The sequence below is a fragment of the Nostoc sp. CALU 546 genome, assembly GCF_048836525.1.
In genome coordinates, this window is the sequence record NZ_JAWJTF010000017.1 from 50,805 (window position 1) to 74,432 (window position 23,628).

Annotated in this window: 32 protein-coding genes and 2 pseudogenes; 22 read left to right on the top strand and 12 right to left on the bottom strand. The window is 41.4% G+C overall.

Translation table 11 applies throughout. The features are described 5' to 3' along the window. Positions 1-10: 10 nt before the first annotated feature. The 6 genes from RRG12_RS11265 to RRG12_RS11290 form a co-directional block, all read right to left on the bottom strand. Entirely contained in the window at positions 11-469 is a 459-nt protein-coding gene (locus RRG12_RS11265; RefSeq protein ID WP_420759331.1) for a hypothetical protein, read from the bottom strand. A gap of 10 nt (positions 470-479) precedes the next feature. Then, on the bottom strand, positions 480-776 hold the full coding sequence (locus tag RRG12_RS11270) for a VVA0879 family protein (RefSeq protein WP_420759332.1): 297 nt from the start codon (positions 774-776) through the stop codon (positions 480-482). Between the two features lie 2 nt (positions 777-778). Next, positions 779-1,303, bottom strand: a complete 525-nt coding sequence (locus RRG12_RS11275; RefSeq protein ID WP_420759333.1) for a hypothetical protein — start codon at positions 1,301-1,303, stop codon at positions 779-781. 109 nt (positions 1,304-1,412) lie between these two features. Beyond that, positions 1,413-2,345, bottom strand: a complete 933-nt coding sequence (locus tag RRG12_RS11280) for a hypothetical protein (protein ID WP_420759334.1) — start codon at positions 2,343-2,345, stop codon at positions 1,413-1,415. Positions 2,346-2,710: 365 nt separating this feature from the next. Next, positions 2,711-3,037, bottom strand: coding sequence for a hypothetical protein (locus tag RRG12_RS11285; protein ID WP_420759335.1), 327 nt, complete (start codon positions 3,035-3,037; stop codon positions 2,711-2,713). Positions 3,038-3,221: 184 nt separating this feature from the next. After that, a complete protein-coding gene (locus RRG12_RS11290) occupies positions 3,222-4,034 on the bottom strand; it encodes a hypothetical protein (protein ID WP_420759336.1) in 813 nt (270 codons plus the stop codon). A 181-nt stretch (positions 4,035-4,215) separates the two neighbouring features. Between RRG12_RS11290 and RRG12_RS11295 the strand changes: the two genes are divergently transcribed. From RRG12_RS11295 to tnpC, 3 genes are all read left to right on the top strand, one after another. Then, entirely contained in the window at positions 4,216-4,701 is a 486-nt protein-coding gene (locus RRG12_RS11295; protein WP_242060848.1) for a helix-turn-helix domain-containing protein, read from the top strand. A 159-nt stretch (positions 4,702-4,860) separates the two neighbouring features. Next, the gene (locus RRG12_RS11300) at positions 4,861-5,751 is read left to right on the top strand and encodes a hypothetical protein (RefSeq protein ID WP_420759337.1); all 891 of its coding nucleotides are present in this window, start codon (positions 4,861-4,863) and stop codon (positions 5,749-5,751) included. A 5-nt stretch (positions 5,752-5,756) separates the two neighbouring features. Continuing rightward, positions 5,757-7,292, top strand: coding sequence for an IS66 family transposase (gene tnpC / locus RRG12_RS11305; RefSeq protein ID WP_420759338.1), 1,536 nt, complete (start codon positions 5,757-5,759; stop codon positions 7,290-7,292). Positions 7,293-7,551: 259 nt separating this feature from the next. On the opposite strand, the gene RRG12_RS11310 is transcribed toward tnpC, so the two are convergent. Continuing rightward, entirely contained in the window at positions 7,552-8,088 is a 537-nt protein-coding gene (locus RRG12_RS11310) for a GNAT family N-acetyltransferase (protein ID WP_420759339.1), read from the bottom strand. Further along, positions 8,078-8,617: an adenylate kinase gene (locus RRG12_RS11315; protein WP_420759340.1), complete on the bottom strand. Its 540-nt coding sequence runs from the start codon at positions 8,615-8,617 to the stop codon at positions 8,078-8,080. The genes RRG12_RS11310 and RRG12_RS11315 overlap by 11 nt, the downstream gene beginning before the upstream one ends. A gap of 322 nt (positions 8,618-8,939) precedes the next feature. Here RRG12_RS11315 and RRG12_RS11320 point away from each other — a divergent pair. Beyond that, positions 8,940-9,715 (top strand): annotated as a pseudogene (locus RRG12_RS11320) (IS982 family transposase); the annotation flags it as partial. 149 nt (positions 9,716-9,864) lie between these two features. On the opposite strand, the gene RRG12_RS11325 reads toward RRG12_RS11320, so the two are convergent. Next, positions 9,865-10,344: a GNAT family N-acetyltransferase gene (locus RRG12_RS11325; protein ID WP_420759341.1), complete on the bottom strand. Its 480-nt coding sequence runs from the start codon at positions 10,342-10,344 to the stop codon at positions 9,865-9,867. Between the two features lie 156 nt (positions 10,345-10,500). Between RRG12_RS11325 and RRG12_RS11330 the strand changes: the two genes are divergently transcribed. Both RRG12_RS11330 and RRG12_RS11335 read left to right on the top strand, forming a co-directional pair. After that, on the top strand, positions 10,501-10,674 hold the full coding sequence (locus tag RRG12_RS11330; RefSeq protein ID WP_420759342.1) for a hypothetical protein: 174 nt from the start codon (positions 10,501-10,503) through the stop codon (positions 10,672-10,674). Between the two features lie 99 nt (positions 10,675-10,773). Next, entirely contained in the window at positions 10,774-11,085 is a 312-nt protein-coding gene (locus tag RRG12_RS11335) for a YciI family protein (RefSeq protein WP_420759343.1), read from the top strand. 91 nt (positions 11,086-11,176) lie between these two features. Here RRG12_RS11335 and RRG12_RS11340 read toward each other — a convergent pair whose 3' ends face one another. Together RRG12_RS11340 and RRG12_RS11345 are read right to left on the bottom strand one after the other, a co-directional pair. Next, a complete protein-coding gene (locus RRG12_RS11340; protein WP_420759344.1) occupies positions 11,177-12,007 on the bottom strand; it encodes a hypothetical protein in 831 nt (276 codons plus the stop codon). A gap of 331 nt (positions 12,008-12,338) precedes the next feature. Further along, complete coding sequence (locus RRG12_RS11345; RefSeq protein ID WP_420759345.1) at positions 12,339-12,971, bottom strand: TetR/AcrR family transcriptional regulator; 633 nt, start codon at positions 12,969-12,971, stop codon at positions 12,339-12,341. 98 nt (positions 12,972-13,069) lie between these two features. On the opposite strand from RRG12_RS11345, the gene RRG12_RS11350 reads away from it, so the two are divergent. Both RRG12_RS11350 and RRG12_RS11355 read left to right on the top strand, forming a co-directional pair. After that, complete coding sequence (locus tag RRG12_RS11350) at positions 13,070-13,741, top strand: Coq4 family protein (RefSeq protein ID WP_420759346.1); 672 nt, start codon at positions 13,070-13,072, stop codon at positions 13,739-13,741. 17 nt (positions 13,742-13,758) lie between these two features. Beyond that, the gene (locus RRG12_RS11355; RefSeq protein ID WP_420759347.1) at positions 13,759-13,962 is read left to right on the top strand and encodes a hypothetical protein; all 204 of its coding nucleotides are present in this window, start codon (positions 13,759-13,761) and stop codon (positions 13,960-13,962) included. Positions 13,963-14,211: 249 nt separating this feature from the next. On the opposite strand, the gene RRG12_RS11360 is transcribed toward RRG12_RS11355, so the two are convergent. Next, complete coding sequence (locus tag RRG12_RS11360; RefSeq protein WP_420759348.1) at positions 14,212-14,583, bottom strand: hypothetical protein; 372 nt, start codon at positions 14,581-14,583, stop codon at positions 14,212-14,214. Positions 14,584-15,108: 525 nt separating this feature from the next. Here RRG12_RS11360 and RRG12_RS11365 point away from each other — a divergent pair. From RRG12_RS11365 to RRG12_RS11430, 14 genes and pseudogenes are all read left to right on the top strand, one after another. Further along, positions 15,109-15,504: a nuclear transport factor 2 family protein gene (locus RRG12_RS11365; RefSeq protein ID WP_420759349.1), complete on the top strand. Its 396-nt coding sequence runs from the start codon at positions 15,109-15,111 to the stop codon at positions 15,502-15,504. 135 nt (positions 15,505-15,639) lie between these two features. After that, positions 15,640-15,858 (top strand): hypothetical protein, encoded by a 219-nt coding sequence (locus tag RRG12_RS11370; protein ID WP_420759350.1) that lies wholly within the window; start codon positions 15,640-15,642, stop codon positions 15,856-15,858. 263 nt (positions 15,859-16,121) lie between these two features. Beyond that, positions 16,122-16,568 (top strand): hypothetical protein, encoded by a 447-nt coding sequence (locus tag RRG12_RS11375; protein ID WP_420759351.1) that lies wholly within the window; start codon positions 16,122-16,124, stop codon positions 16,566-16,568. A gap of 128 nt (positions 16,569-16,696) precedes the next feature. Then, positions 16,697-16,852 (top strand): hypothetical protein, encoded by a 156-nt coding sequence (locus RRG12_RS11380; protein WP_289794497.1) that lies wholly within the window; start codon positions 16,697-16,699, stop codon positions 16,850-16,852. Positions 16,853-16,910: 58 nt separating this feature from the next. After that, entirely contained in the window at positions 16,911-17,150 is a 240-nt protein-coding gene (locus RRG12_RS11385; protein WP_163939136.1) for a hypothetical protein, read from the top strand. Next, positions 17,147-17,610, top strand: a pseudogene (locus RRG12_RS11390) (HNH endonuclease). The gene RRG12_RS11385 and the pseudogene RRG12_RS11390 overlap by 4 nt, the downstream one beginning before the upstream one ends. Positions 17,611-17,654: 44 nt before the next feature. Further along, positions 17,655-17,807: a hypothetical protein gene (locus tag RRG12_RS11395; protein ID WP_420759352.1), complete on the top strand. Its 153-nt coding sequence runs from the start codon at positions 17,655-17,657 to the stop codon at positions 17,805-17,807. Between the two features lie 578 nt (positions 17,808-18,385). Further along, the gene (locus tag RRG12_RS11400) at positions 18,386-20,245 is read left to right on the top strand and encodes a hypothetical protein (protein WP_420759353.1); all 1,860 of its coding nucleotides are present in this window, start codon (positions 18,386-18,388) and stop codon (positions 20,243-20,245) included. Positions 20,246-20,360: 115 nt separating this feature from the next. After that, positions 20,361-20,741 (top strand): hypothetical protein, encoded by a 381-nt coding sequence (locus tag RRG12_RS11405; protein ID WP_420759354.1) that lies wholly within the window; start codon positions 20,361-20,363, stop codon positions 20,739-20,741. 79 nt (positions 20,742-20,820) lie between these two features. Then, a complete protein-coding gene (locus tag RRG12_RS11410; protein WP_322720466.1) occupies positions 20,821-20,997 on the top strand; it encodes a hypothetical protein in 177 nt (58 codons plus the stop codon). 261 nt (positions 20,998-21,258) lie between these two features. Next, complete coding sequence (locus tag RRG12_RS11415) at positions 21,259-21,729, top strand: hypothetical protein (RefSeq protein WP_420759355.1); 471 nt, start codon at positions 21,259-21,261, stop codon at positions 21,727-21,729. A gap of 204 nt (positions 21,730-21,933) precedes the next feature. Continuing rightward, positions 21,934-22,179, top strand: a complete 246-nt coding sequence (locus RRG12_RS11420) for a hypothetical protein (RefSeq protein WP_420759356.1) — start codon at positions 21,934-21,936, stop codon at positions 22,177-22,179. Between the two features lie 23 nt (positions 22,180-22,202). After that, on the top strand, positions 22,203-22,595 hold the full coding sequence (locus RRG12_RS11425) for a hypothetical protein (protein WP_420759357.1): 393 nt from the start codon (positions 22,203-22,205) through the stop codon (positions 22,593-22,595). A gap of 384 nt (positions 22,596-22,979) precedes the next feature. Continuing rightward, positions 22,980-23,552 carry a GNAT family N-acetyltransferase gene (locus tag RRG12_RS11430; protein ID WP_420759358.1) on the top strand — a complete coding sequence of 191 codons (573 nt, stop codon included), beginning with the start codon at positions 22,980-22,982 and terminating at the stop codon, positions 23,550-23,552. Positions 23,553-23,628 lie beyond the last annotated feature (76 nt).

The window sequence follows — 23,628 nt, forward strand, 5'->3', positions numbered from 1 at the left end:
CCTGTTATTTTCAAACTTGTTCTGGAAATTCAATGTGGCTTAAAATCTGAAGTTCAACAGCTAATCCGCTTAAGAAATTTTGGAGTTCGACTGTTGCCAATTCTTTGGATATCTCTTTTTCTGACGTATAAATAAGTTGCTTGTGATGCCCGAAGTAAACTTCTGTACGAGTTAAGTTTTGCTCTGTATCAGTTAACAGAGTCAAAGTAAATCTTCCAAGTTTGCAAAAGTAATACTGACGGGTTGCACAAGAAGTATCTCCTTGATGCCAAGTAATATTGGTTTTTGAACCAATGTGAGCGCTAATAGATTCAAAATCTACTTGGTAAATATTCAAATCTGCTTGCATTTCTCCACTGTTGTAGTAGCCAACAATGTATTGCCTGATTCCATCTACTGATAGGCTATCGGGGATATTAATATGGGCAACAGATGCAACTTTTTCAACTACTGTGACTACGACTTCCATATCTCCTGCCTCAAACCCCAAATTCAAAAACTTTAATTCCATCAACATCAACGGGATTAAGGTTAATTAATCCGCCGCCAGCGTAATTACAAGGAATCTTGCGCTTATCCAAATCATCGAAAGCATCTTTACAAACTGGCATCCATCGTCCTACACAAGAAAATCCTGCGGCAGAAGATGGAGCGCCAGCTTTTTTGTAATCTTGGACAGAAGCAATGTGACCACAACATGGACACTTAAACTTCCATTGCATCTTGTCTTGTCCAAATAGTGTTTCTCCAAGAGTTAGCCACTGCTCTTTATTCATATTTAATCCTCCTCATCTTCTAATTCTTCGTCTTCATGGAAACTTACCCCAAATAATTCATGAATAAAAGCTCCTACTTTTTTCCAATCAACTTGGGCTTCAGCTACTTCCGGCATAGGATATTTTTTAGTGATTCTTTTAAAACTAGAAAAATCTTCCCAAGTCCACTCGCCTAACTTATCTGATTCAGTCTCAGTTAGATAATTTAGGCTAATAATATAATCTTGTACTCTTTCTTTGATTTGTTCTCTGTCGCCAAATTTCCAAAACTCACCAAACCAAGTAATTACTTTTTTTGTGCTGTCTGTTTCTGAAGAGTCTTCCTCCACCTCCTCATCTGAACATTCATCTTCGATGGATTCAAATTCTTCGACTGCGAAAATAGCCATAGCCACACACGCTCTTTCTGCTGGATGTGTAGCTGATTGCATCCGATAGCTTTCGGGGACTACATAGCCTTGGATCGCGTAGAATTTCTTAGCTAGTTTTTCAATGAATACATCTTTCTGGAAGTAGCCGAGTTCCATATCTTTTCTCCTCAAGGTAAAATTTACCTTTGTTGTAAAAGTCTTAATTTTTGATGATTCGGCGATCGCTCTGCTTGACCGATGACCAATGACCAATGACCGATGACCATCAAGCAGTAACTACAGCTTTCTTATTAGCGAAAGCCCCCGCCTGTCTTAGCGCTGCACCAGGACTGGGATGAGCGAAGAATTCTTCTATAGCTTTGGTCAACCCAGCCGCAACAGTCGGCTCGTGGCAAGCGTAGACATAGATGGGCTGTTGAACCCCATTAACCAATCGCGTTTCTTGGCGATCGCCCAAGTGTGGGTAAAACGTGCGAACCCATGTCCCAAGATGACCACGGTAGTGAGCGCCGCTCAGGGGGACTTTCTTTCCCAGTTCGCTCTCTGCAAAGTTCACAACCCCCAACCAGCGTTCTTCTGAAGGGGTGAGCAATTTTCTGTTGTGTTCTGCCAGAAGATTCCCGGCATAGTCTTTAAATTGCTGTTCCATGTACGGGTTGAGTCTGCCACCAGTTAACTCAGCTAAAGTTTTCATTGCCAGGACAAGAGTATGCAATCGCTGTTCAACCGGTGGGAGAGCAGAAACAGGTGCAGGAGTTTGAGGAGTGATGCTGGGAACTGCTGCAACCAAGTCTAAAATGATGGTTCTAACTTGCGCTGCTACTTGAGATTGCTGCAAGATCATTGCGATCCTTAATGCACCCAAAGCCGAAAAAACTCTAATTTGGGAAGTTCTAGATGGTAGACAGAGTGTCTGTCGAGCATCACGTAAGTCAATGCCTGTAAGGGTTTTAGTTTCTTGGGTTTGGAATTCAGATTGATTTACTCTTGTTAGCTCTTTGACTGCGGACTCTGTAACTGAAAAATATTCCGCTATTTGTGCAGTAGTTGCCCAGCCGCTACCGTTCCATACAGCGAACACTATTGCCTTTGCTTTGCTGAGAACTTCTTGGGCACGAGAATCATCTAGGTTAGAAAGTGCAGAAGTTCTCAATGAGGGAGACTCGATAAAAACATTTTGATTCAAAGGTAAATTCATATTGACTCCTAACTAAATTTCCAAATTTTAGATATTGATTTCAACACCACTTCTTAAGTCATATTTCACCTCAGCGAAAGTTTCATTGATTAATGCTTTGTGTGTGATAATTAGAAATCTGTAGCGGGAGAAAAACTTCCGTGCGTTCATCTAAAGTAATGGCATTCCTTTAGGTGAACGCTTTTGTATTAGTCAGAAAGGTGTGAATTGGAGGGGGAAAGGGGAAAGGGTAAGGGGTAAAGGAAGGAGGAGAAAAGACTTTTCTCAATACAGTACAGAGCAAGTATTTTTAAATATGGATGTTCCCATTTCCCTTTAACCTTTCTCTTTTTTCCCTATTATTCACGGTCTAACTCCTTACTTCCTTAGCTATTGTTTGCATCCTTAGTTAATACGCTTAACTGACGGTTGAGAATATTTATCTGCTGTTGGTAAAAGTCAATTTCAGCAGTGATTTGGTGGAATAATTCTTCTGGTGTGAGCGGTTGGATTTGCTCCTCTTGCAAGTACGATGTTTCGTTAGAGTTTTTGTTAGGCATCAGCACATAGCGCCAACCATCATCAAATTGTTCAGCCAACTCTGTACCCAAAGGATAGTAATAAAGTCCCAGGATGATGCCCTGTTGTGTACGCTGTTCCAAGTTAAAGCGAGGGTAGGTCCAGTGTTGGGGAATGGATATTGTGGCTTTCATAGATTTAATTGGGGATTGGTGAATAAAGGGAAAATGAGAGAAGAATTCAGGAGCCAGAATTCAGCAGTCAGAATTTCGGGAAGAGGTGGGAAAAAGAGGAGAAAGGAAGGCAGATTTTATTAACTTCTGCACCCTGCTCTTTGTTTCTTTACTGACTCCTGACTCCTGGATTCTGACTACTGAATTACGCTGTGACTAACTCCGCTCTTTCCAGCAGTCGTTGCAATTTATTGCCAGTTAGCTGTTCTAACGGTTGCTCTAAAAAATATTCATCAAAAATGGATTTACTATCAGTAGACACGTTCACCATCGATAGCGGTTGCACTACATCCATTGCAGAATCACAGGCTATGCGCTGGGTTTCGTCTGTTGCGCGTGTTAACCACCAGTTACTGTCAGTCTGCCCTACTTCGCCTAGTTTGATATTGTTGTTGTAAATGCCGTCGTTGAGGATTTCGTAACCGTAATTCTGGCGTTGGTTGAAAATCTGCGCCATGACTTCGTTACCAGTGGCGCATGGTGTTGCAAGTTGTTCCTGCACAGGTAATGAGCCATCTTTGCCATCTTTGCCATCTTTGTAGTGAGTGCAGATGAAGCGATCGCAACGCATTGGGGTATTGGCACGAAATACTTCTTTCTCGTTGACCATTACTACCCAGGGTTGCGTTAAGTGGTTGTTGTCATGGCTAATGCTGGCTACCAATTTGTCATCAGCGTAATATTCGTGATGGTCAAACGAGATTTCGACTATTGTGAGGGGTTCGGGAGCGATTGCTTGGGCTTGGTCAGCGATGTAGTTGTCTAGTTCGGCTTGGGCGAGGGCTTGGTTGTCAACTTTCTGAAGCTGTGTGAATTGGTGGGTGATGATTGCGTTTACCCAGGTTTGGGCTGCTCTTTTGTCCCCGGTGGGTGTAACGCCGAGTTCGACAGCGATTCTTTTGAGGCGGGGAAGGTTATAGCGTGAGAGGGCTTGCTGTGTGTAGGTTGGATGCGTCATAATGAAGTTTCCTTATTATTAGGAACAGAGAAAGCGCTTCAGATTGGTAGTCGAGGGCGCTTTCTCTTTATCTTTTCCTATTATGCGCTAATTTTTTAGCGCTGTCAAGAATATTTTAGCTATTAGCGCTAATATATTAGCGTGTATATTACAAAGGAAGCGCTAAAAAGTTATGGTTTATATGGAGGATATTAATTTATGGGAGCTGCCATTTGTGGCACTTGAAGACAGAAACTCATTGCCGGATGAGCCTTGTGTTTACTTGGCAATCGATAAAGATAACTCGGTGCTGTACGTGGGTATGTCAGACAATTTAAGGCAGAAATGGAAAAGCCATCCTAAGCTAGAAGCCTTAAGTCGTCTTGAAGGCGTTAAAATCTCGTACATTAGAACCGAAGCTGAATTACTCAGAAAGCTAGAAAATGCCCTAATCAAAGTTTTCAAACCTCCGTTGAACTTAACGGAAGCACCCAAAAAAGGCATTGCAGCTTTAAGGGAAAAAATAGGATTAACTCAAAAGCAATTAGGTGATTTAGTTGGAGTTGATACTTCGACAATCAGAAATTGGGAATATGGCAAAGGCTCAGAAACTTTCGCAAAAGTAGCAAGACTTTGTAAAGTGCTGGAATGTGATATTGAAGATTTGTTTGAGGAAGAAGCAGTGTGATGATTGAACCTGCTGAAGAACCTCTTTTTGCTCTAACCTCTGTCTCATTTTATAAGCGATGCCTGCGGTGGGTTACGCCTACGCATTTAGCACCTACATTCAAAAGCTGTGTTGTGATTGACTTTGAGCAAATACCATTGAGCTAGAGGAGGTGGAATAGTGAATAAACCACCCCGTAAGCCGAACAAAGCCACATCTGCTACATCCAGTGACGACACGCTACCAGATAACCAAGACCTTGAAGAAAACCCAGCTACAGCAACAATTACAGTTAGCGCTGTTGAAGTAACAGAGTTGACCCAAGAGGAGCAAAGCGATCGCCTGCACTTGGAGAGGAAAGTGGAACGGGCGTTTTTTGAGGCGGGGAAGGCATTAATGGAATTACGGGATCGCAAGTTATATCGCTCTACTCACAAAACTTTTGAGGAGTATTGCCGCGATCGCTTTGGGCATAATCGTCGCCAGTCTTATCTTCTAATGGATGCAGCAGTAATATTTGATAACTTAGAGCAAAAATGTGATCGTTCCGATCACATTTTGCCGACTAATGAGTGGCAAATCAGGCCACTGTCCAAGCTTGACTCGGACATTCAGCCCGAAGCATGGGAGCAAGCTGTAAAGTCTGCCAACGGGAAAGTACCATCTCATCGCATTGTCAAAGATGCGGTGCAGCGAATAATGGAACGTACTCAAGTACCTAACACCTATCAATTAGGCGAGGTATGCCAAATCTTAGCCAAAGATAATCCAGAACTCAGGGGCAAGGGTGGCTGCTGGGGCATCGTCAGCCATGTGGGGGAATTTAGCTGCACCGTCAAAACCTGGGATGGCGAGTATACGGTTGGATTGCAGTACCTGAAGTCGCTCAATTACTTGCCTGCCGAGTGTGAGCAGATGCGGGTGATTTGCGATCGCATCAGTCAAGTGTATTCTGATTCGCTTGAGGAGACAGTCAAAAGCCTGTTGCAGTTGTTGGGGAAGGTAAATCGTAACCGTTCACAGGATTTGAAACGCTACAGTGAAAAATGGGTTACTGAGGTGGTAAATTAAACTGCATGAAAGAAAACTGCCTCGCCTACGGAATTGAAATTTCCGACTCAGATTGGGACAAGACTCCAACCATCGTCAAACAACTGGTGGAGAAGATGGGGCAGCATATCAAGAAATCAGAAGAAAAGTTGGCGGAACTTGAGGCCAAACAGCAAGAACTATTAGAAAAAATCAATTGCACATCAAAAAATTCCTCATCTCCACCGTCTTTAGATCCACTTCATGCCGAAAAAAAACCAGAAAAAAAGAAGAGTGGTAAAAAGCGAGGGGGACAACCAGGGCACAAGGGTCATAGTCGGTTTTTGTACGATGTGTCCGAATGTTCAAGTGTTTTAGACCACCATCCAAAGACCTGTAGCTGTTGCAAAGAAATATTATTGGGAGAAGATGACAATCCTTACCGCCACCAGATCGTAGAAATTCCCCCCATCAGCCCAATCATCGTAGAACATCGCCTGCACCAACTAATGTGTGGGGAATGCGGTACTTTAAGCCGTGCAACATTACCACAAGATGTGTATCCAAGTAGCTATGGTGTAAGAGTAGTGGCTCTTGTAACTGTATTGAGCGGACTTTACCGCCACAGTCAAAGGATGGTACAGAGTGCCATGCTAGATATATTTGGAATTTCGATGTCTTTGGGTACAGTCAATAACCTGAGACTTGAAGCAAGCAATGCAGTCGAAAGTGCAGTTGAAGAAGCAAAAATATACGTCCAAAACTCCCGTGTAGTTGGCGCGGATGAAACCAGCTTTGCTCAAGGGAATGTTGATGGATGCAATGACAAAAAAAGTCTTGGTTGGCTATGGGTTGCGGTTACACCACTAGTGACGTTTTTTGAGATTGCCCTTTCCCGTTGTTCGGATGCAGCCCGTAATCTATTGGGTGAAAACTTTTGCGGGATTTTAAATTCAGACAGGTATGCAGCATACAATTGGGTGGGTTTAGAGCAACGCCAATTGTGCTGGGCACACTTGAAACGAGAATTCATCAAAATATCCGAGCGTCCCGGAGTTTCAAGCGACATCGGAAATGCTCTGCTAAAACAACAAGAAAAATTATTTGAACTGTGGCATCGAGTTAGAGACGGAACTTTGAAGCGTTGTGAGTTTCAGCTTTTAGTCCAACCAATTCGTAACACCATTAATTCCTCTCTACAAGAGGCTGCCAATTATGAGATTGGTTCCAAGGAAAAAACACCACTAGCTAAAACTGTTCGCACTTGCCGCCAAATACTGAAATTTGAACCTGCTTTATGGTTGTTTGTGACAGTTGAGGGTGTAGAACCAACTAATAATGCTGCTGAAAGGGCGATACGTCCTGCTGTTATATGGCGACGTACCAGTTTTGGTTCTCAAACCCAGGCTGGTAGTTATTTTGTGCAAAGGATGTTGACTGTTGTGACTACTCTCAAGTCTCAGCGTCGAAATGTCTTGGAATTTTTGACTCAAGCCGTTAGTGCTAAACGCCAGGGTCAACCAACTCCTTCTTTACTTCCACAAGTTCTTACCACTGCTGTTGATGTCAAAAATGCTGCTTAAAACCCACGAATTTATACAGTTTTATTTCTCAATTTGAATCAGTCTGCTGTCTGCTTCTTTGCACCTCTAACTCTTTGATGTCAATGGGTTTTACTTTCTTGTAATTTGCGATCGCCCCGTGGTCGATTACGGTAAATCGGCCTTATCTTACTGCTGTGGAAGAGAAATTGTTGAGTGTTGTGGAGTTGGAATATGGGAACGAGATAAAGTTTTAAGAATTATGGTCGTTTTTATATAGTAAGTGTGCGACAGGTTCTCGTTAGGCATCATGGTTGAAGTGTAATGCCAGATGCTCCTCATCAAAATATCTACCATCAATAAATAAAGCATCACGCTCTAAACCGAAACGCTCAAAACCCCGTGAGCTATAAAGAGAGGCGGCTGGTAAATTGTTTGTAGTGACCGTGAGAACGATCTGTCGCAGACCATTAAGCCGTCGAGCATGGGATAATGCCTCATCAAGAAGCGCGGCTCCAACACCTCGCCCTCGATTCTCAGGTAAAACATACATACTCCAGAGAGAACCAATGTGAACACGCTTCAAACGGTTCTCGTGTGAGAAGCCAAGCATACCAATAAGTTTGTCTCCATCGCTGAAAGCACCGAAAATCCCGTTAGCAGAATTATCGTGAGGGCGAAGTCTGGCAGCAAAGTCGGCCAAAGAAAAACGGGATTCCTCCTCATAACTGGAAGCAAATGCTGTAGGTGAGTCTCTCAATGCTTGCCAACGTAGTTCGCGGTAAACGACGACATCCTGTATGTTTAAAAATCTGATTTCCATAGATTTATGCACCATCTTTTAAATTAGTCTGGCACTCAATTAATTCAAAGAATTGCGAAATTTCTTTAGTCGAGCGAATATGATAAACATTTTTCATGCTTTGAGCCTGCTCGATATACTCACGATATTTTGGTGTCAAATATTTGTGACATAGCCAAAGTACGCGGTAGCTATTAAGCGAACTCCTCAATATTGGACTATTGTCAGGCCAGCCTGATGGCGGTTTAAAGTAACCTGTAATAAATCGTTTAGTTACCAGCCATCCATGCACATATAGAGGTAGATCGACAAAAATTAGAGTATCTGCCTCGTTTAGTCTTAGCCAGAGAGTTTCCATGCAGCCAAACCCGTCAATAATCCATCGGTCAGTAGCTAAAATTTGCTGATGGACGCGCTTATAATCTTCATGTGGAACCTCAGTTCCCCCTGATTGATATTTAATCTTGTCCAAGATGTGAAGTGGTAAATCAGTAATTTGGGATAATCTTTTGCTTAGAGTTGATTTACCGCCTCCAGCATTGCCAAACACCGCTACTTTTTTCATTCCCACTCTCCTTTTAGGGCGATCAAGTTCAAGCTGGCACAAGTTTGTTACGAAAGAATAAGAGCTTTACTTATATTACCTTTATAATACAAGATATATTACAGAAAAAATGTATTACTTTGCCCTGGTATCATGCACTGTCAAAACCTGGGGTGGCGAGTACGCTGTTGGTTTGCAGCATCTCAAATCTTACAATTACCTGCCTGCCGAATGTGAGCAGATGCGGGTAATTAGCGATCGCATCAGTCGGGTGTATTCGAGTTCGTTGGAAGAATCGGTGCAGAAATTTTTGGAATCGTTGGGGAAGTTGAACCGTGCTTATTTGACATTGTTGGTAGCAATGGATTTTTTCCATACCCAGGAGAACAGCAGTTTTTAGGGTTCGTCAGAGCAAACTACTTGAGCCTATTCCCGAAATTGTTAGACCAAAGCCAGTTCAACCGAAGAGCCAGACGCTTGGAAGGAATGCTGGAAGAACTAAGACGTTTCTGGGTTGTTGATTTAGGGGCAATCTTTGAGACCACACTGTTGTTAGACACAAAACCAGTACCAGTAGTGGGCTACAAACGTCACAAACGCCAAAGTGATTTTACTGGCAGTGCTGATTATGGGTGGTGTGCCAGTCGAAAAATGAACTACTTTGGCTACAAATTGGTACTCATCAGTACCCTCAACGGCATACCCCTAGTTTACTCTTTAGTGCCAGCTAGTACTGATGAACGTCTAGCAGCCGAATCAGTTTTAGACTGTGTTCGTGGCTGTCGTATCCTTGCAGATAAAGGATTTATTGGTGGCGAATGGCAGAGTGATATTTCCAAAATCACAGGCAATCAAATTTTCACTCCCAAACGAGCCAACCAACTTCAACAACAGCCAAAAGCGTTTGAGGGTTTATTAAATAGCCTGCGCGAGCGTATTGAAGGGGTGTTTAACGAGGTACAAAATACCGGCCGTAATTTAGAACGTTTGTTGAGAAAGAAAGTTGACGCTCTGTGTGTCCATGTTGCTGCTAAAATCACCAGTCATACTTTACGTATTTTTCTACGTCAGCGTTTTGGTATTGATGTGCTTACTTTTGAACAACATCCTGTGGACTAATTCACATAAGGCGTCAAAGAAGAAATACTATTATGCTGTAAGTGATTCTCTAAAACAGAATTTTGACTTAAAAGCCATGCTTAGGAATAAAAACTAAGCATTAGTGAGAAACAAAGCATATTTTGACAAATATAATATTTAAAAGCCTTTTACAGCTTTTTAAAGTACCTGGCAATTGGTAGTAACCCGAAACCCAGCTTTTCATAAGTACAACGTGCTGGTGCATGACCAGGATCGCCTCCAGTCTCGACCATAGCAACGGACATACCAGCAGCTTTCATCCAATTAAGAGCGAACTCAACTAGAGCGGCTCCAATACCAAGACGTTGATAATCTGGATCAACAGCAATCATGTAGATTTCTCCCATACTACTCTCTGAATGGAGTTTCACGGCTACAAAGCCCACGGTTGAATCAGAGTCGATGGCAACCCACACCTTCATGTCTGCTGTAGTACAGACGGACTCCACAGCATTAAGCTGGCTTACACGCCAACCATCAGGGTAGAATGAATGGTACACCTCAATATCCATCGCTTTTTGAATCGAATCAAAGACTGGACTCCATGCCCGAAGCGAAAGACTTTTGATGGTATCAAGTTTGCTATCTTCGTATGGTTCAATTCGCATAGGAGTATTATGTGGTTATACTATGTTACATAAATACTACCAGCTAATCTTTTGTTTTTCTGGTATGGGGAGTACACCGTCAGAATTGACCACTTGAAGCCATTGAACCATTGAAGTAGCTGGAGTCAGAATGTCAGCAGATGCAGGTGATTTGCGATGCCTGCGGTTCTTGCTAGCCTACGCATCAGTAGGTTACGGGAAGATGAGAACTTAGAAGATGCCCCAAGTGCTGTGCTGAAGCACTTGGGGGAACTAAAGCGACCGTATTTGAGTGAGTTTGAGGAAAAATTATTAAGTTTTATTGAACAAGAATATGGGATTGTAGATTAGGGCAGAGTTAACTTGGTCTTTGAACCTACACTGGCGTTCCAGAAGTATTTCTTGGGTCATACAATCTGAACATCATCTCAAATCACCAGCCAGAGCATTATGCCTAAACTTTTTGCCGTTGTGGTTGCAACCGTTCCAGAGTACTACGACTATAAATTGGCTCACCCAGAGCATGACCAAAATCAACTCGCTTGGTTTAATGAGCAACATGAGAAAGGAACACTACTGTGCTGTGGGCCGTTTTTTCCCCATGATGGAACTGGGCTTTGGGTAATCCAGGCAGAGAATCTTGAACAGGCTCAAGCTGTTGTAAACAGCAGTCCTCGTGTGCGAGATGGGATGCTAGCGGACTCTGCTAGAGTTGTGGAGTGGGAAGTTCACATTGGACGCGATCGGTTTGCTCCCGTGTGAATAACTAGAAGCAACAACTGCTGAATTACTTGGGTAGAAGCAGATAAACGCACAGTATAAAATTCTGATAATTGAGATAACAGCAAAATTTCTAAAGTAAGCGTGCGGCTGCCTCACGTAATCGGGAATTACAATCAGTAACTATTGGACTACCATGAGCTACAGAAATAACCTGCAAATCAGTGATGGCATCAGCTAATGCTTCTAACCATTGACGATAGGCATGGCGATCTGTGAGAAAAAAGCGTTTACCCAAGCCAGTGATCCCGAAAAATCCACTTGACCCAATAAGACTTGCTCCTAGCCACTGAAGTAAGAATTCTGCCGTAGGTAAATGTTGCTGTAAATATTGCTTATTCAGATTAAAGAGAATGTCAGTAAACACTAGTGCTTTTCCCGTAGCAAGAGGCAGTTCATAAACTAGTTCTTGCTCCCGGATACCATCAGGTATGTGGCAAATAATACCGTAAGCAGGTAAAACTTCTTCTGCGATTCCGTCTACGGCTACCACCTGTTCAACATAAGGTTTTGCTGTTGCGGGGCAAACAACTACTAGTTTGGGATAGCGTTGTTTATACACACCTGCATCAAGCCTGTGGATGCGGTTAGGTACAATTAGGATTCTAAGTGTGCCTAAAGATTCAAGTTCTGCCATTCCTTGTTGATTTAAAGCGATGGCACTGTGAATTAGTAAGCTGGAGTCGGCGAATCTATAAACCACCATTTCGCGTGGCACTATAACAGAACTCGGCAAAGTGCCAGTTACGTGCCAAAGATTTGGTGCTAGTTCTTCGATTGCACCGTGAGGTAAAACATGAGACTGCCACTTATCTTCATTAAGAGTGCTTTTATGTTGACGAGGTTTAATTGAGGAGAAGAAAGAATAAAATCGCTCAGAAGCTTGTTCTTTTTCTTGATTCATATATCTCACTGCCTGCAAGATGTAACTCAACTACTCAATTGTGACTTGAAGAAGATTTTGGACAGCTTTTGTCAGGAGAAGTCGGACAAATTCTAAGCTGAAATACCCAGAACTTCGTTAAGGCATTAATCAAGCGATCGCTTGCTGTCGTAAGCATTGCTAGGGAGCAAAACCTTTATCTTGTATATGGAGAGATAGTTGGAGCAGTTTAGCTTCCTCTATGTTATTTTTTGGATGCTTTTGTCAGGTAAACTTGGACAACCTGTCCAAAATCTTCTTCAAGTCACACTATCATAAAGGCGGGAGCAAGTATTGGAGATGTTGAAGATAGTTAAATTTGATATGTTTGCAAATAGGCAGTAATTAAGGTTTTGGTTTCCTTCACTAGTTGTTTGCGCTCAAGTGGCTCACGTGTGAATGAAAGCCACAGCAGTTCATTTGAGACTTTAACTACGGTTGTGGCAATCAGTCGAGATTGAGTGGTATCGAGTTGAGGATTTCGTCGTGAAAAGAAATCAGCTAGTTCAACTAATATCTGTTGGTCATATTCGTTAAACTTACTGGCATCAGTAAGGGTCATCAAGTCGATTAACTGTCCTAATACTGCTCGATAACCAAGATGCTGCTGTGCAAAATCTTCAAACGCATTTACCATGCGCTCAACGTAAGTAGCAATATCAGCCTTTGCCAGCTCTGTATGAAGTTGTACAAAAATTTGATATTCCTGTTCAAAGTAGCGATCGGCAAGCGCCCGGACAAGTGCCTCTTTGTCTGGAAAAAATTGGTATAACGAGCCAACTGGAATGGCTGCACGTGTGGCGATAGCTCTTGTAGTGGTTTGCTCATAACCAAATTCGATAAAAAGCTGCTCCGCCACATCCAAAATGTGATGAACTCGTTCTTGGCTACGTGCCTGCTTGGGTTGGCGTCGCATGGTTGAGGCTTTGTGAAGTTCTTTTGTCATCCTTCAAGATTATCATTGACAAACATGAACAATGCTCATACATTGAAAATGAACATTGTTCATGTTTGTGGTGAATTCCATATTCAATAGGTCATATCATGGCATCCATTGTTCAGACACTCAAAGGGATAAAAGCTTTCGTCATGCTTTTGTTAGATGAAAAGGGTGATCTAAAACCTGTTTGGGAATTGAGCAATAGTCTACTCGATAGTCGTGCTTTTCAACTAGCGGTTGCAAGTATGAAAACAATTCCAGAAGTAGCAGATATCTTGACAGAACGCTATATTGCTCCTACACATGATTTAGAAGCTTTACTACAATATCCTCCAGATTCCTTGGGCTACACCTATGCTAGCCACATGAAACAGTTAAGCTTTAAAACGCTAGAGCCAGAAATAAAGAGCAATTCTGATAGCAGTTACATAGAAAATCGCTGGCGGCAGACCCATGATATTTGGCACATCATAACCGGATTTGATACAAGTGAAATTGGAGAAATTGGCTTACAAGCTTTTTATTTGGCACAACTTAAACTACCGTTAGCAAGCTTGTTGATTGCCAACGCGTTAATTTCTGTAAGTCTGTGGCGACCGCAATTTCTCTCTCGTGTGCTGATGGCGATCTCACAAGGATGGAATATGGGCAACAATGCTAAACCCTTGATTGCTCAAAAATGGGAGCATTTCTGGGAAAAGCCTGTGGTACTATTGCGTGCAGAATTAAATGTCCAACCAGTTAACTTCTGTGAATTTGCCTTGAGATCGGTTTGATTGCAAGTTGAATAGAGATGTCGCGCAAGCTTTTTTGGCATATCATTCGTTTGACCGATCCTTGGTTGCCGCTGCTTATAACTCTGTGGCGCATCATCAGATTAACAGGTATCGACCGTTGCCGCGCCCAAGTTCGATTGTGGATACTCTTGAGCCGGATTGATTTTGCTAGTTTAATAGCACTCGCCAGTGACCTGATTCAACCCGAATTCTGGGCTTAACAAGACTCAAGTCTCAAACATCTACTAAATTGCTTAATTCCGCCAAATTTTCACTCTTGACAATCCCGAACCCCGAAGCTAGGTTCGCTAGGCGATTTTCACCGCAGTCAATGACTTCAGTTACACTGTGAGAATGTGGGATGGCGAGTACACCATTGGGTTGCAGTACCTGAAATCTTACGATTACTTGCCTGTTGAATGTGAGCAGATAAAAGAAGCTGGGGGTAAGGCAGGGATTTATGTGAGCGATTAAGTCATTGTCAATGGAGTTTGTTGTTCAAGCCGAGTTTGTAAATCTACAATCAGGTTTTCTCCACCGCGTCGAGCTGACCATACACCAGAATATTGCAAACCTATATTCCACTCTCCTTGCATATAATCTTCATTTTCTGAAACTATGCCTGTATATCTAACTGGTACAGGTGAGGTAATTAAATAACGTTTAGTAAAACTGACAGTGCGCCCAATTACTTCGCCATTGACCTGAGCTTCTCCTAAATAGTTTTCATCTAAAATGGAACCACTAAAAGTATTTCCACTCTGAACAAAGGTTGCTTCAAAGCGACTAGGGATGTCATCTTGCCAATAAGTTCCTAACCAATTACCGCTCAGGTCTGCCATATTGTTTCCTAGTAAAGATGTCTATGCGCTCACCCGAATTGAAGTAATTGACGCAGCAGGTAGTTTACTCACTATTGTTAAGCTGAAACCGTCAACGGTCAAGTCGTCGAAGTACATTCCCAAGCGGTTACTGAATCGTGTTTAGTAGATCGAGCCAGAGAAAGCGGCTGTTAAGAAGATATTGCAATTGCTGGAGATCATGAAATCGTGATTTTGAGGCTGTCACGGGAACTCTTGTTGAAGTTCTTGAACTGACTGAACAAGAGCAGAGTGTCGAGAGCAAAGCAGTGAAGCAGTCCGCAGAAAGGGTTTTTTGCAAGTAGAGGAACTGCCGAATCCGTAACCCGTCGAGCCTGAACCCTAAAGAAGGGCTTGCTGATAGGCAGCGCTACTGTTAAAACCGAGCTAAGTTGCGAGATTCAGCAAAAACATCAATTTAGATGCATTTTTTGTTGATTTTCCGTATAGTAAAAAGTTGGGCTGCTTTCTTGTTTTAATGACATTCGTATTGGATGGTGAACAATTATGAGTTCAAATCAGCAGTTTCTGCAAAATTTATACGAAGCCTTCAACAAAGGCGAGATTGAAACAATCATCTCGGTGATGCACCCGGACGTGAAATGGGCCAACGGGGTGGAAGGCGGTTTCGTTTATGGACGCGACGCGGTGCGCGAATACTGGACTAATCAATATAAGGTTATTCAAGTGCAGCTTGAAACCTTAAAATTCGAGACGGATAAAAACAATCGAAATGTTGTTACCGTTCATCAAATCGTCAGAGATTTGCAAGGCAATTTGCTTGCAGATGCAACAATTGAGCAAATTTTTACTATTGAGGATAGTTTGATTAGTCTTTATGAAATTGGCGAAACCGAAACAATTCAAGAGATGATTCAAAAGACGAGAACTGCCAATGAGTAATTGGGAAGGCAGTTACAATTCGAGCCGTTGCTTTTACCGATCGCAATGAAGAGGGGTTAATAACCTCGGTCAGATTCTGTATAGATGAGATACCACGTAATTCTCACTTCGCGCAACGAGTAGGAGAAAACAGTAATGCAAAGTATTAAGTTATGTTCTCATGTTGGGGCTGATGGCATTTTGCACCTTGAGATTCCTGTTGGCATAACAGACAAAGAAATGGAAGTCGTGGTGATTTATCAACAAATAGAACCATCAACACCTACAAAAACACCCGAAGAATTGGGATGGCCAGCAGGATTTTTTGAGCAGACTTACGGTAGTTGTCAAGACGATCCAATCAATTGTTATTGACTATAAGGGTGATTTTGAAACAAGGGAAGAAATTCTGTGAGGTATTTATTAAATACCAATGTTTGCACTCGTTATCTCAATGGTAGGTCGCTCTTAATTCGAGAACGTTTACAATCACAAAATCGAAGCTGTGACTAAATGAATATTAATTAATTCAGTTAAATTTTAGTAAAATTATTTTATTTTTAGAGAATTGTACACTAAAGTAAACGTTATTAATAACCCAAAATATTTTAAATTATTCTTAAAGCACAAAGGAAAAAATGAATAATAACGTTCTTGTTCCCATCGAATTTGAACTTGCAGCAATAAAAATAGCCCAAGTGCATTTCCCTTGGCTACGTTTTAAAGTATCTCCTATCCAGGAGAAGGGAAGAGTCTACAATCGCTTATCAGACGCTATTTATTTTGAAGCTTACTTTCAAAATAGTTTAATTGATTATGATTCTCTCCACAAACATAATTACTATCCTAGTTTTAACTTTTACTTGTTACCAGGAAAGAAACTAATTCAGTTAAGTGGCTGGTGGCGCGATCAGGTGTTAACTTTCATCTACGCACCATTAGACCCAGAACCATATAACAAGCACTGGCAAAATGACAAAAACTTGGCTGTATCTTGCCCCTATCCAGACGGCGATAAATTTGAACAGATGGCAATCGCTTTATTTCCTTTAGTTCAAGAGTATTTAGTAGGGTATGAGGGATGATGCTGCTTCTTCAATTGTCTAGGATTTTTCAGCCAAGCCATCTAATAGCTCAACTTACCTAGTCAACCCCTAGAACCTACTGTCAGGATCGTAATCTTTAGTGTTTGGCTTCGTACATTGGGTAAACTTTGGCTCAATTGCTTAAGGAGGTCTTCACTTGGGTTTTATCCAACTGTGACTTTAAGCAAACCTACTTCTTACTACCTAAAGAAGCGATCGCCGTTTATAATGTTGGTACTCCTTGTCTTTATGCTGCCAGTATTTATCTACAGTTTCTTTGGTAACCGAAGATTCGCTGTTAAAATACCACCAGTCCGCTAAATTAAACGAGACATACAGCCTATGATTACTCAAATGATGGTTCAACCCTCATTCTGGGTAGATTCTGGAATAAAACTCAGTAAAGTTAGGGACATACATTTATTTAAATTTACTGAAGAATTACAGTCTCGACTCGAAGAATTGTCTGAGAAAAAGAAAGCTGGATTGCTAACCACAGAAGAAGATGCTGAATTGGCAGGCATATTGGAACTGGATAGAATTTTTACCTTGCTTAATGCCAAAATCATTTCTGAATCATGACAGTTAATGATGTAACCAAAAAATTAGTCAGACAAAGAGCAAAATTTCTTTGTGAATACTGTCATTCTTCAGAAGAAGCAAGTGCTGCTCTATTTTCTATTGACCATATTGTACCCCAGTCTCTTAAGGGTTCGGATGAACCTGATAATCTGGCATTAGCCTGTCAGCGTTGTAATGGATACCGCTACAATTTCACCACTGGAATTGATCCAGATACAGGCCAGATGCTACCTCTGTTTAATCCACGTCAGGAAAAGTGGTCAGACCACTTTATTTGGTCAGCAGATGGTCTAAAAATTATTGGAATTAGTTCTGTAGGACGAGCTACAAGTAATCTAATCGTTTAGACCTCAATGATGAACGTCATAATGAAGGCTCTATTGTCAAAGCTCGTCGTCTTTGGCTCAAAGGTGGTTGGCATCCACCGGATGAAGACCCGCGACAACTTAAAAAGTTTTGATTTGCAATTATTTCTTTAACTATAGAAGTGTATCGCTCTCTTGGGTGCAGCGTAGACCATCGCCTCCCCAATCGATTCTCTCTCTGATTGCCGAAAGCCCTGCTGATGTAGGCTATTGGAGTGATGAGTGGCGTGTTGGTGGGAAATCTCGCGCGAAAATTGGGTTTACAAGCTCTTTTATGCTGATGCACTATTAGTCTTCTGCATGAATTAATTCAAGAAATTGCGAAATTTCTTTAGTCGAGCGAATGTGATAAACATTTTTGATGCTTTGAGTCTGCTCGATAAACTCACGATATTTTGGGGTCAAATATTTGTGACATAACCAAAGCGCGCGGTAGCTAGTAAGCGAACTCCTCAATATTGGACTGTTTTGGGGCCAGCCTTCTGGGGCAAGGGTGGCTATTGGGGCATCGCATCGTCAACCATGTGGCCGAATTTAGCTGTACAGTCGCAATGTGAGATGGTAAGTACACTGTGAGAATCGGCCACTTGAAGCCACTGAACTACCTGCTTGCGGAATGTCAGCAGATGCAGGAGATGTGCCATCGCATCAGTCGGGTGTATTCGAGTGGGCTGGAGGGGTCGGTGCAGAAGTTTTTGGAGATGCTGGGGAAGCTTAACCGTGCTTATTTGACAGCTTTGGAGGAGAAATTGTTGAGTTTGCTAGAAGCTGAAATTGCAAATTAACGTTTGTTAAATAATGTTTGACTGTCCTCCTCGTTACTTCCGGTTGAAATAGGCTATTTATGTAATGCTAAGGGGATTTACCAAGATGCCAAAAAAGAGCCAGAGCAATTCTTTGAGTAAGATTAAACAAGAAACCTCTGTTGGTTCGCGCATCTTTGAAGCACTTACAGAAGGGGAAATTTCCCAGCTACTGGATGAATTATTTGCGGTTTTATCCGACGAACAGCGAGTAACGGTGTTTGCTCAACTGCAAGGGAATACCCAGGAGACTTTAACTCAAATCATCGCTCCACCTCAAACAGTAGAACAGGTAAAAACAAGCAAAGCACAACCAACTTCTTTGGCGAAATTAGCTCAAACTTGGTCTCAATTATGGGGAGAATGGAATCAGATTATTTTGTCAGCATCCCAGTCAGAAGGGAAATATATAGTCCAAGAAGCAAGCTGGGAAGAACCTTATTTTGATGACTGTACTTTTGTTGAAGATTTAGAAGCAGTTGCACAAAAGATGAAGCCATTGGTAAAAACGGCTTTTGAGAATGGCTTTAGTAATGACGATGGTTTTGCAGTCAGTTTGTTGTCAGCAGAAAGTGAAATTTCTAATGGTATACCCGACTGGATGGAAATTGCTAATGGTATTCATTTGGAAGGAGTGACAACAAGTAGCTTATTGGAATGGGAATGGTTATTGGTGCAGTCACAAGGACAAGATGGGTTCAAATTAGCTCAAAAAATTAGGGAATGGGATAAGGAATTTTATCACACCAGTTTAGATGATGATGCCGTGATCGATTTCTTTTCCAATTTACCTGATGTTCAAAAAAAATTAATTTTTGACGGAATGACGAACAATCGAGAAGTTCAAGAGTGGAAGCATGATCTAGAAAATACCCACTCTCCTTGGCATATAGTTTACATGGAATTGATACAGCAATTCTCAACCCCAGAGATATATTTGAACAATCTCCGGGCGACTATTTCCCAGGAATGGCAAAATGGTTTACCTGTAATTGAGGATTTGTTGGCTAAACAGGAATATAGAGAAAGTCTTACAGTGATTCAAGAGACTTTGGATGCGTTATTAAAAAACAAACCTGACTTGAATCCCTGGACACCGGAAAACTCGCTGCTATTTGTTGCTGTGAGTGGATTTTCTTACGAGCCTGGGAATTGGGAAAAAGAAAAAACTTTACTTCGCTATTATCAGCAAGCTGTTCGAGAATTGGGAGAAATCGAACGGGTGAATGCTTTGTCAATTCAGTATATTACTTTTGAATGTTGTTATGACTGGTCGAGTATGTTCAAAGCTTTTGCTGAGATACCAGTTAATAAAGATACTCACAAAGCCTTGTTTACATCTTGGCGTGAATCAATAATTAAACGTGGTACACCATACAGGTATTCATATTTTTATACAAATCAAAAAGCCGTAGATACTTGGTGGTTGCATTGGTTGCTCGATAGTATTACAACTGAGGAAAAAGGACATACTTGGTTTAGGCAACAAATTATCGAGTGGTTGGAAAATTTACCTGGAGATGAAGGACAACTGGGTGGGGAATATAGTATTTTACATTTGTTAACAAAAGATTTGACCGAGATAAAGTACCAGGGAAAATCCCCTTATCCTAAGTTTTATGAGATTGTGATTCTACCAAACCAACTATCAACATGGGATGATATTTCTAGGAGAATGTATCTCCAAGAATATGCGCCCCCTGATTTGTGGGAAAGAGTGATGGCTTATTGGCAAGCAAATTTACACAACTTTGTACCTAGACCGGACTCGTCTCAAAGCTCGGATTATACGAAAAATTCACAATGGATGTCTGCTTTGAAGGAGTTAGCACCGCAGAGTTATGATAGTTTGTTGTCCCAATGGAAAGTCCAGCATAAGCGACGACCTAATTTGTGGAAAGCGATGAGAAATTTGGGATTGGATTGATGTAAAGCATTAAGCTCCAGGTCTAAACTAGAAATAAGCGAATTTATGACTGCAACAAATTGAATTTTTTTTAGTCTTTTGAACAGTCGTTTGATTTTTTAAGAAGGTATCTACTATGAATCGAATTCTCAAACGCGCATTTCTACCCAGTTTCATGGCTGCCAGTTTAACTGGAATCTCCTTAGTTCCTCTTCAACCAGCAGCAGCTAACGACCGAATTTTAGGAGATGCAGCCCTTGGTGCTGGTACTTGTGTAGTAACTGGAGCTGCTAGAAGACGTGGTACTGTTTTACGCAATGCTGCTAAGTGTGCTGCGGCTGGTGCTGCCGTCAATTTGGTTGGACGTAAGAAAAAACGTAACTTAGGTAGAGATGCCGCAGTCGGTGCAGCAAGTAGCGCCGGGGTTCGCGCTATTCTTGGCGGGCGCGAAGATGTGACTGGCGATTTATTAGATGGCGCAGCAGCAGGTGCAGCTATTAATATTTTGAGGAGATAAACTCTCAATTCGTAATCTCTAATTCCGACTTGAGAGTTTACGAATTTATCTTGCAACTTCTCTGGCAGAATTAGAGAAGTTGCTTCCACTTCACTCCCCAACTGGAAACCGCCGCATCATCAAAGCCATTGTTGTTAGACAGCAGGGATTATCTGATGTTGAATCGCAGATTTGGCACAAGGCGATCGCTCTTGCTGTGTACAAGTCCGATCGCTCCTCCTCAAGCGCAATCTTCCAGTTACCGATGCCGATTTAGCCTTTTCAGAACGGTTTTTCAACGGAACTGTTAGGGTCGCTTGAGGGCTGTGGTGGGCGGTAGTAAGGCGATCGCACTGAGCGCATTTTTAACAAAGTTCCACAACACAAGCCAATATAAAAATAAGTTTTTGAGCCAAGGCTAGTATATTTGGTCGTGTAATCGCAATTTTAATTGTTAGTGCAAGAGCTAAGTAGACTGGTTTGTTGTAAATATAGGAGTATCAACTGATTTACTATCTGAAAATTGTAATTACTTTCAATGGATTCCGACTCAATTAAAGACCTAGAAATAGCCGCTCATGTCTTGACAATTGCGAGAACGCATGGAATTTCTGTTAAAGAAGCTGTTCAGTTATATATCCAAAGGGTGAAATGGGAGAAATGGGAAGCCGAACAGCAAAAACAAAGTGATACAAGTTTATCTGACAGTTTAAAAGAAAGACTCAGCCCCCAAAAGTGGAAAGCATTGATGAGCTACGTGCGTCATCATCCTAGTAATGAACAACTGACCCAAGCTTATTATCAAGCTAAACAAGAAGGTAAATTAAAGTTAGCTAAATTATTAGTACCCAAAATTTTTTACTTAAGAAACTCTGATTTTGTTGGAAAAAAGTATTGTGAAGCAGGAGCGATAGTTGAAGCAGAAGAATATGAGAATGTAATTTGTCATATTTGGTTATCACCTGTTGAGTGTGAATTTATTTTTCCAAATGAGGTGGAATTTATTTAATTGTTCAATACAGAGATTTATTTGGCGGTTCCACAAAAATAAAACTTGTAGCTAGTTACGTATTTATAGTGTTAGGAGTGAGATTTTGGTACTCATTATCAAGCAAAGAGCAATATTATTTGTATAAGTAATTAATCGGCAAGGGTGGCTGTTGGGCAATTAATAGGAGATTTTAAATGAATCAATAAGTGAGAGAAAACAGTGATGCAAAGTATCAAGCTAAACACTCATGTGGGGTCTGATGGGATTTTACACCTTGATATTCCATTAGGAATAACAGACAAAGAAATAGAAGTAATGGTGATTTATCAACAGCTAGAGCCATCAGCCTCTCCAAAAATACCCGAAGAATTAGGATGGCCAACCGACTTTTTTGAACAAACAGCTGGAGCATTAGCAGATGATCCAATTCAAAGATATTTCCAAGATGAATATGACACTAGGGAGTGATTAGAGTGAGATATTTGTTAGATATGGGTATTAATGAAGTTGGAAATCTTGCAGCTCCTCCGGGTTCTCAAGCTTGGGCGATAGCTGTGCGATTTGAAATTCAATCATTGTTGGAGCGTAATAAAAACATTGTTAAATCTCTGCAAGCATACCTTTTGCAGATGGAACATTATGCTGGGTATAATCAATTAACAGATGAAAACGGAGAACCTTTTAGTTGTTTTGTTGACTTTTGTAGTGCTAAATCTCCTTGGGGGCTTGGTTACTCCCTAGAAAAAATTCAAGAACTTTTAGGAGAAGAATTATGGATAAATATTCCTTGCGATCCTCAAAAAGCAGGCAAATTGTTAGTCGAACTTTTAGAAATTGAGGAACTAAAAGAAATCCACAAACTCATAGGTGAATATTTAGGCTAAACTTCATTAATTTCTCACAACCTGAATATTGATAGTAGTAGTGATAAAATGTTCGGTATGGGCTGAAAAGTAGTTTTTCAGTTGTCGTTGTCAGAGACAATAACTCTTTTGGCGAAGGTATCGACCATGAGTATATTCATCGGTGTTTCTGTAGGGAGAGCGATCATATGACCCTTAAGTTCATCAAGCCCGAAGCTGGCGTGAGTAGTGGAACTGGCGCAAAATAAGCCATCCTAAACTGTCCATAACTGGAAAGAGTTTATGGCAGTTGGCAAACTCTATGGCGCAGATAGTGCCGATTAATGGATATGTGCTGGGCTATCGGTTTTTCAACCCAATCTTTTAAAAAATGTTGGTAAAAGTAATTTGAGGAGTAAAGTTTGATTGTTTCCACGACGTTTTCTCCCCCAATTAACTGAACGGCTGATTCTGCGTCGATTTATTGATCAGGATCTAGATCGGTTTCTTGCTTACCGCCAAGATTCTCAGGTAGCCCAATTCCAAAGTTGGTCAATGCTATCCTATAATGCAGCGCAGTCCTTTATCTACGAAATGCACACAGCAAAGATTGGGATACCAGGCGAATGGTTTCAAATTGCGATCGCTCATAAACAATCCAACCTGCTCATCGGCGATATAGGGATACAAGTTTACACAGAAGATCCAACAACTGTGGAAATTGGTTTTACTTTGAATCGGCAAGAGCAAGGTAAGGGATATGCGCGAGAAGCTATATCCGCTTTAATACATTCGCTGTTCCAGCTTAGAAACATCAACAAAATTGCTGCCATAACTGACATCCGAAATAAACCATGTGTTCATCTCCTAAGATGCTTGGAAATGAGGTTATCCTATTCGGAAGAAATAGAATTCAAAGGTGAACAGTGCATTGAGCAAACCTTTGAATTAGATCGGAAAGATTGGTTACTCTTTCCCATAAAATCCGATGAAAAATGAGCAATTAGAGCAATATTGGCAGGTATACATAACATCAATTAAAAGGAGCAGCTAAACGTAGGTTCATTGCACAAAC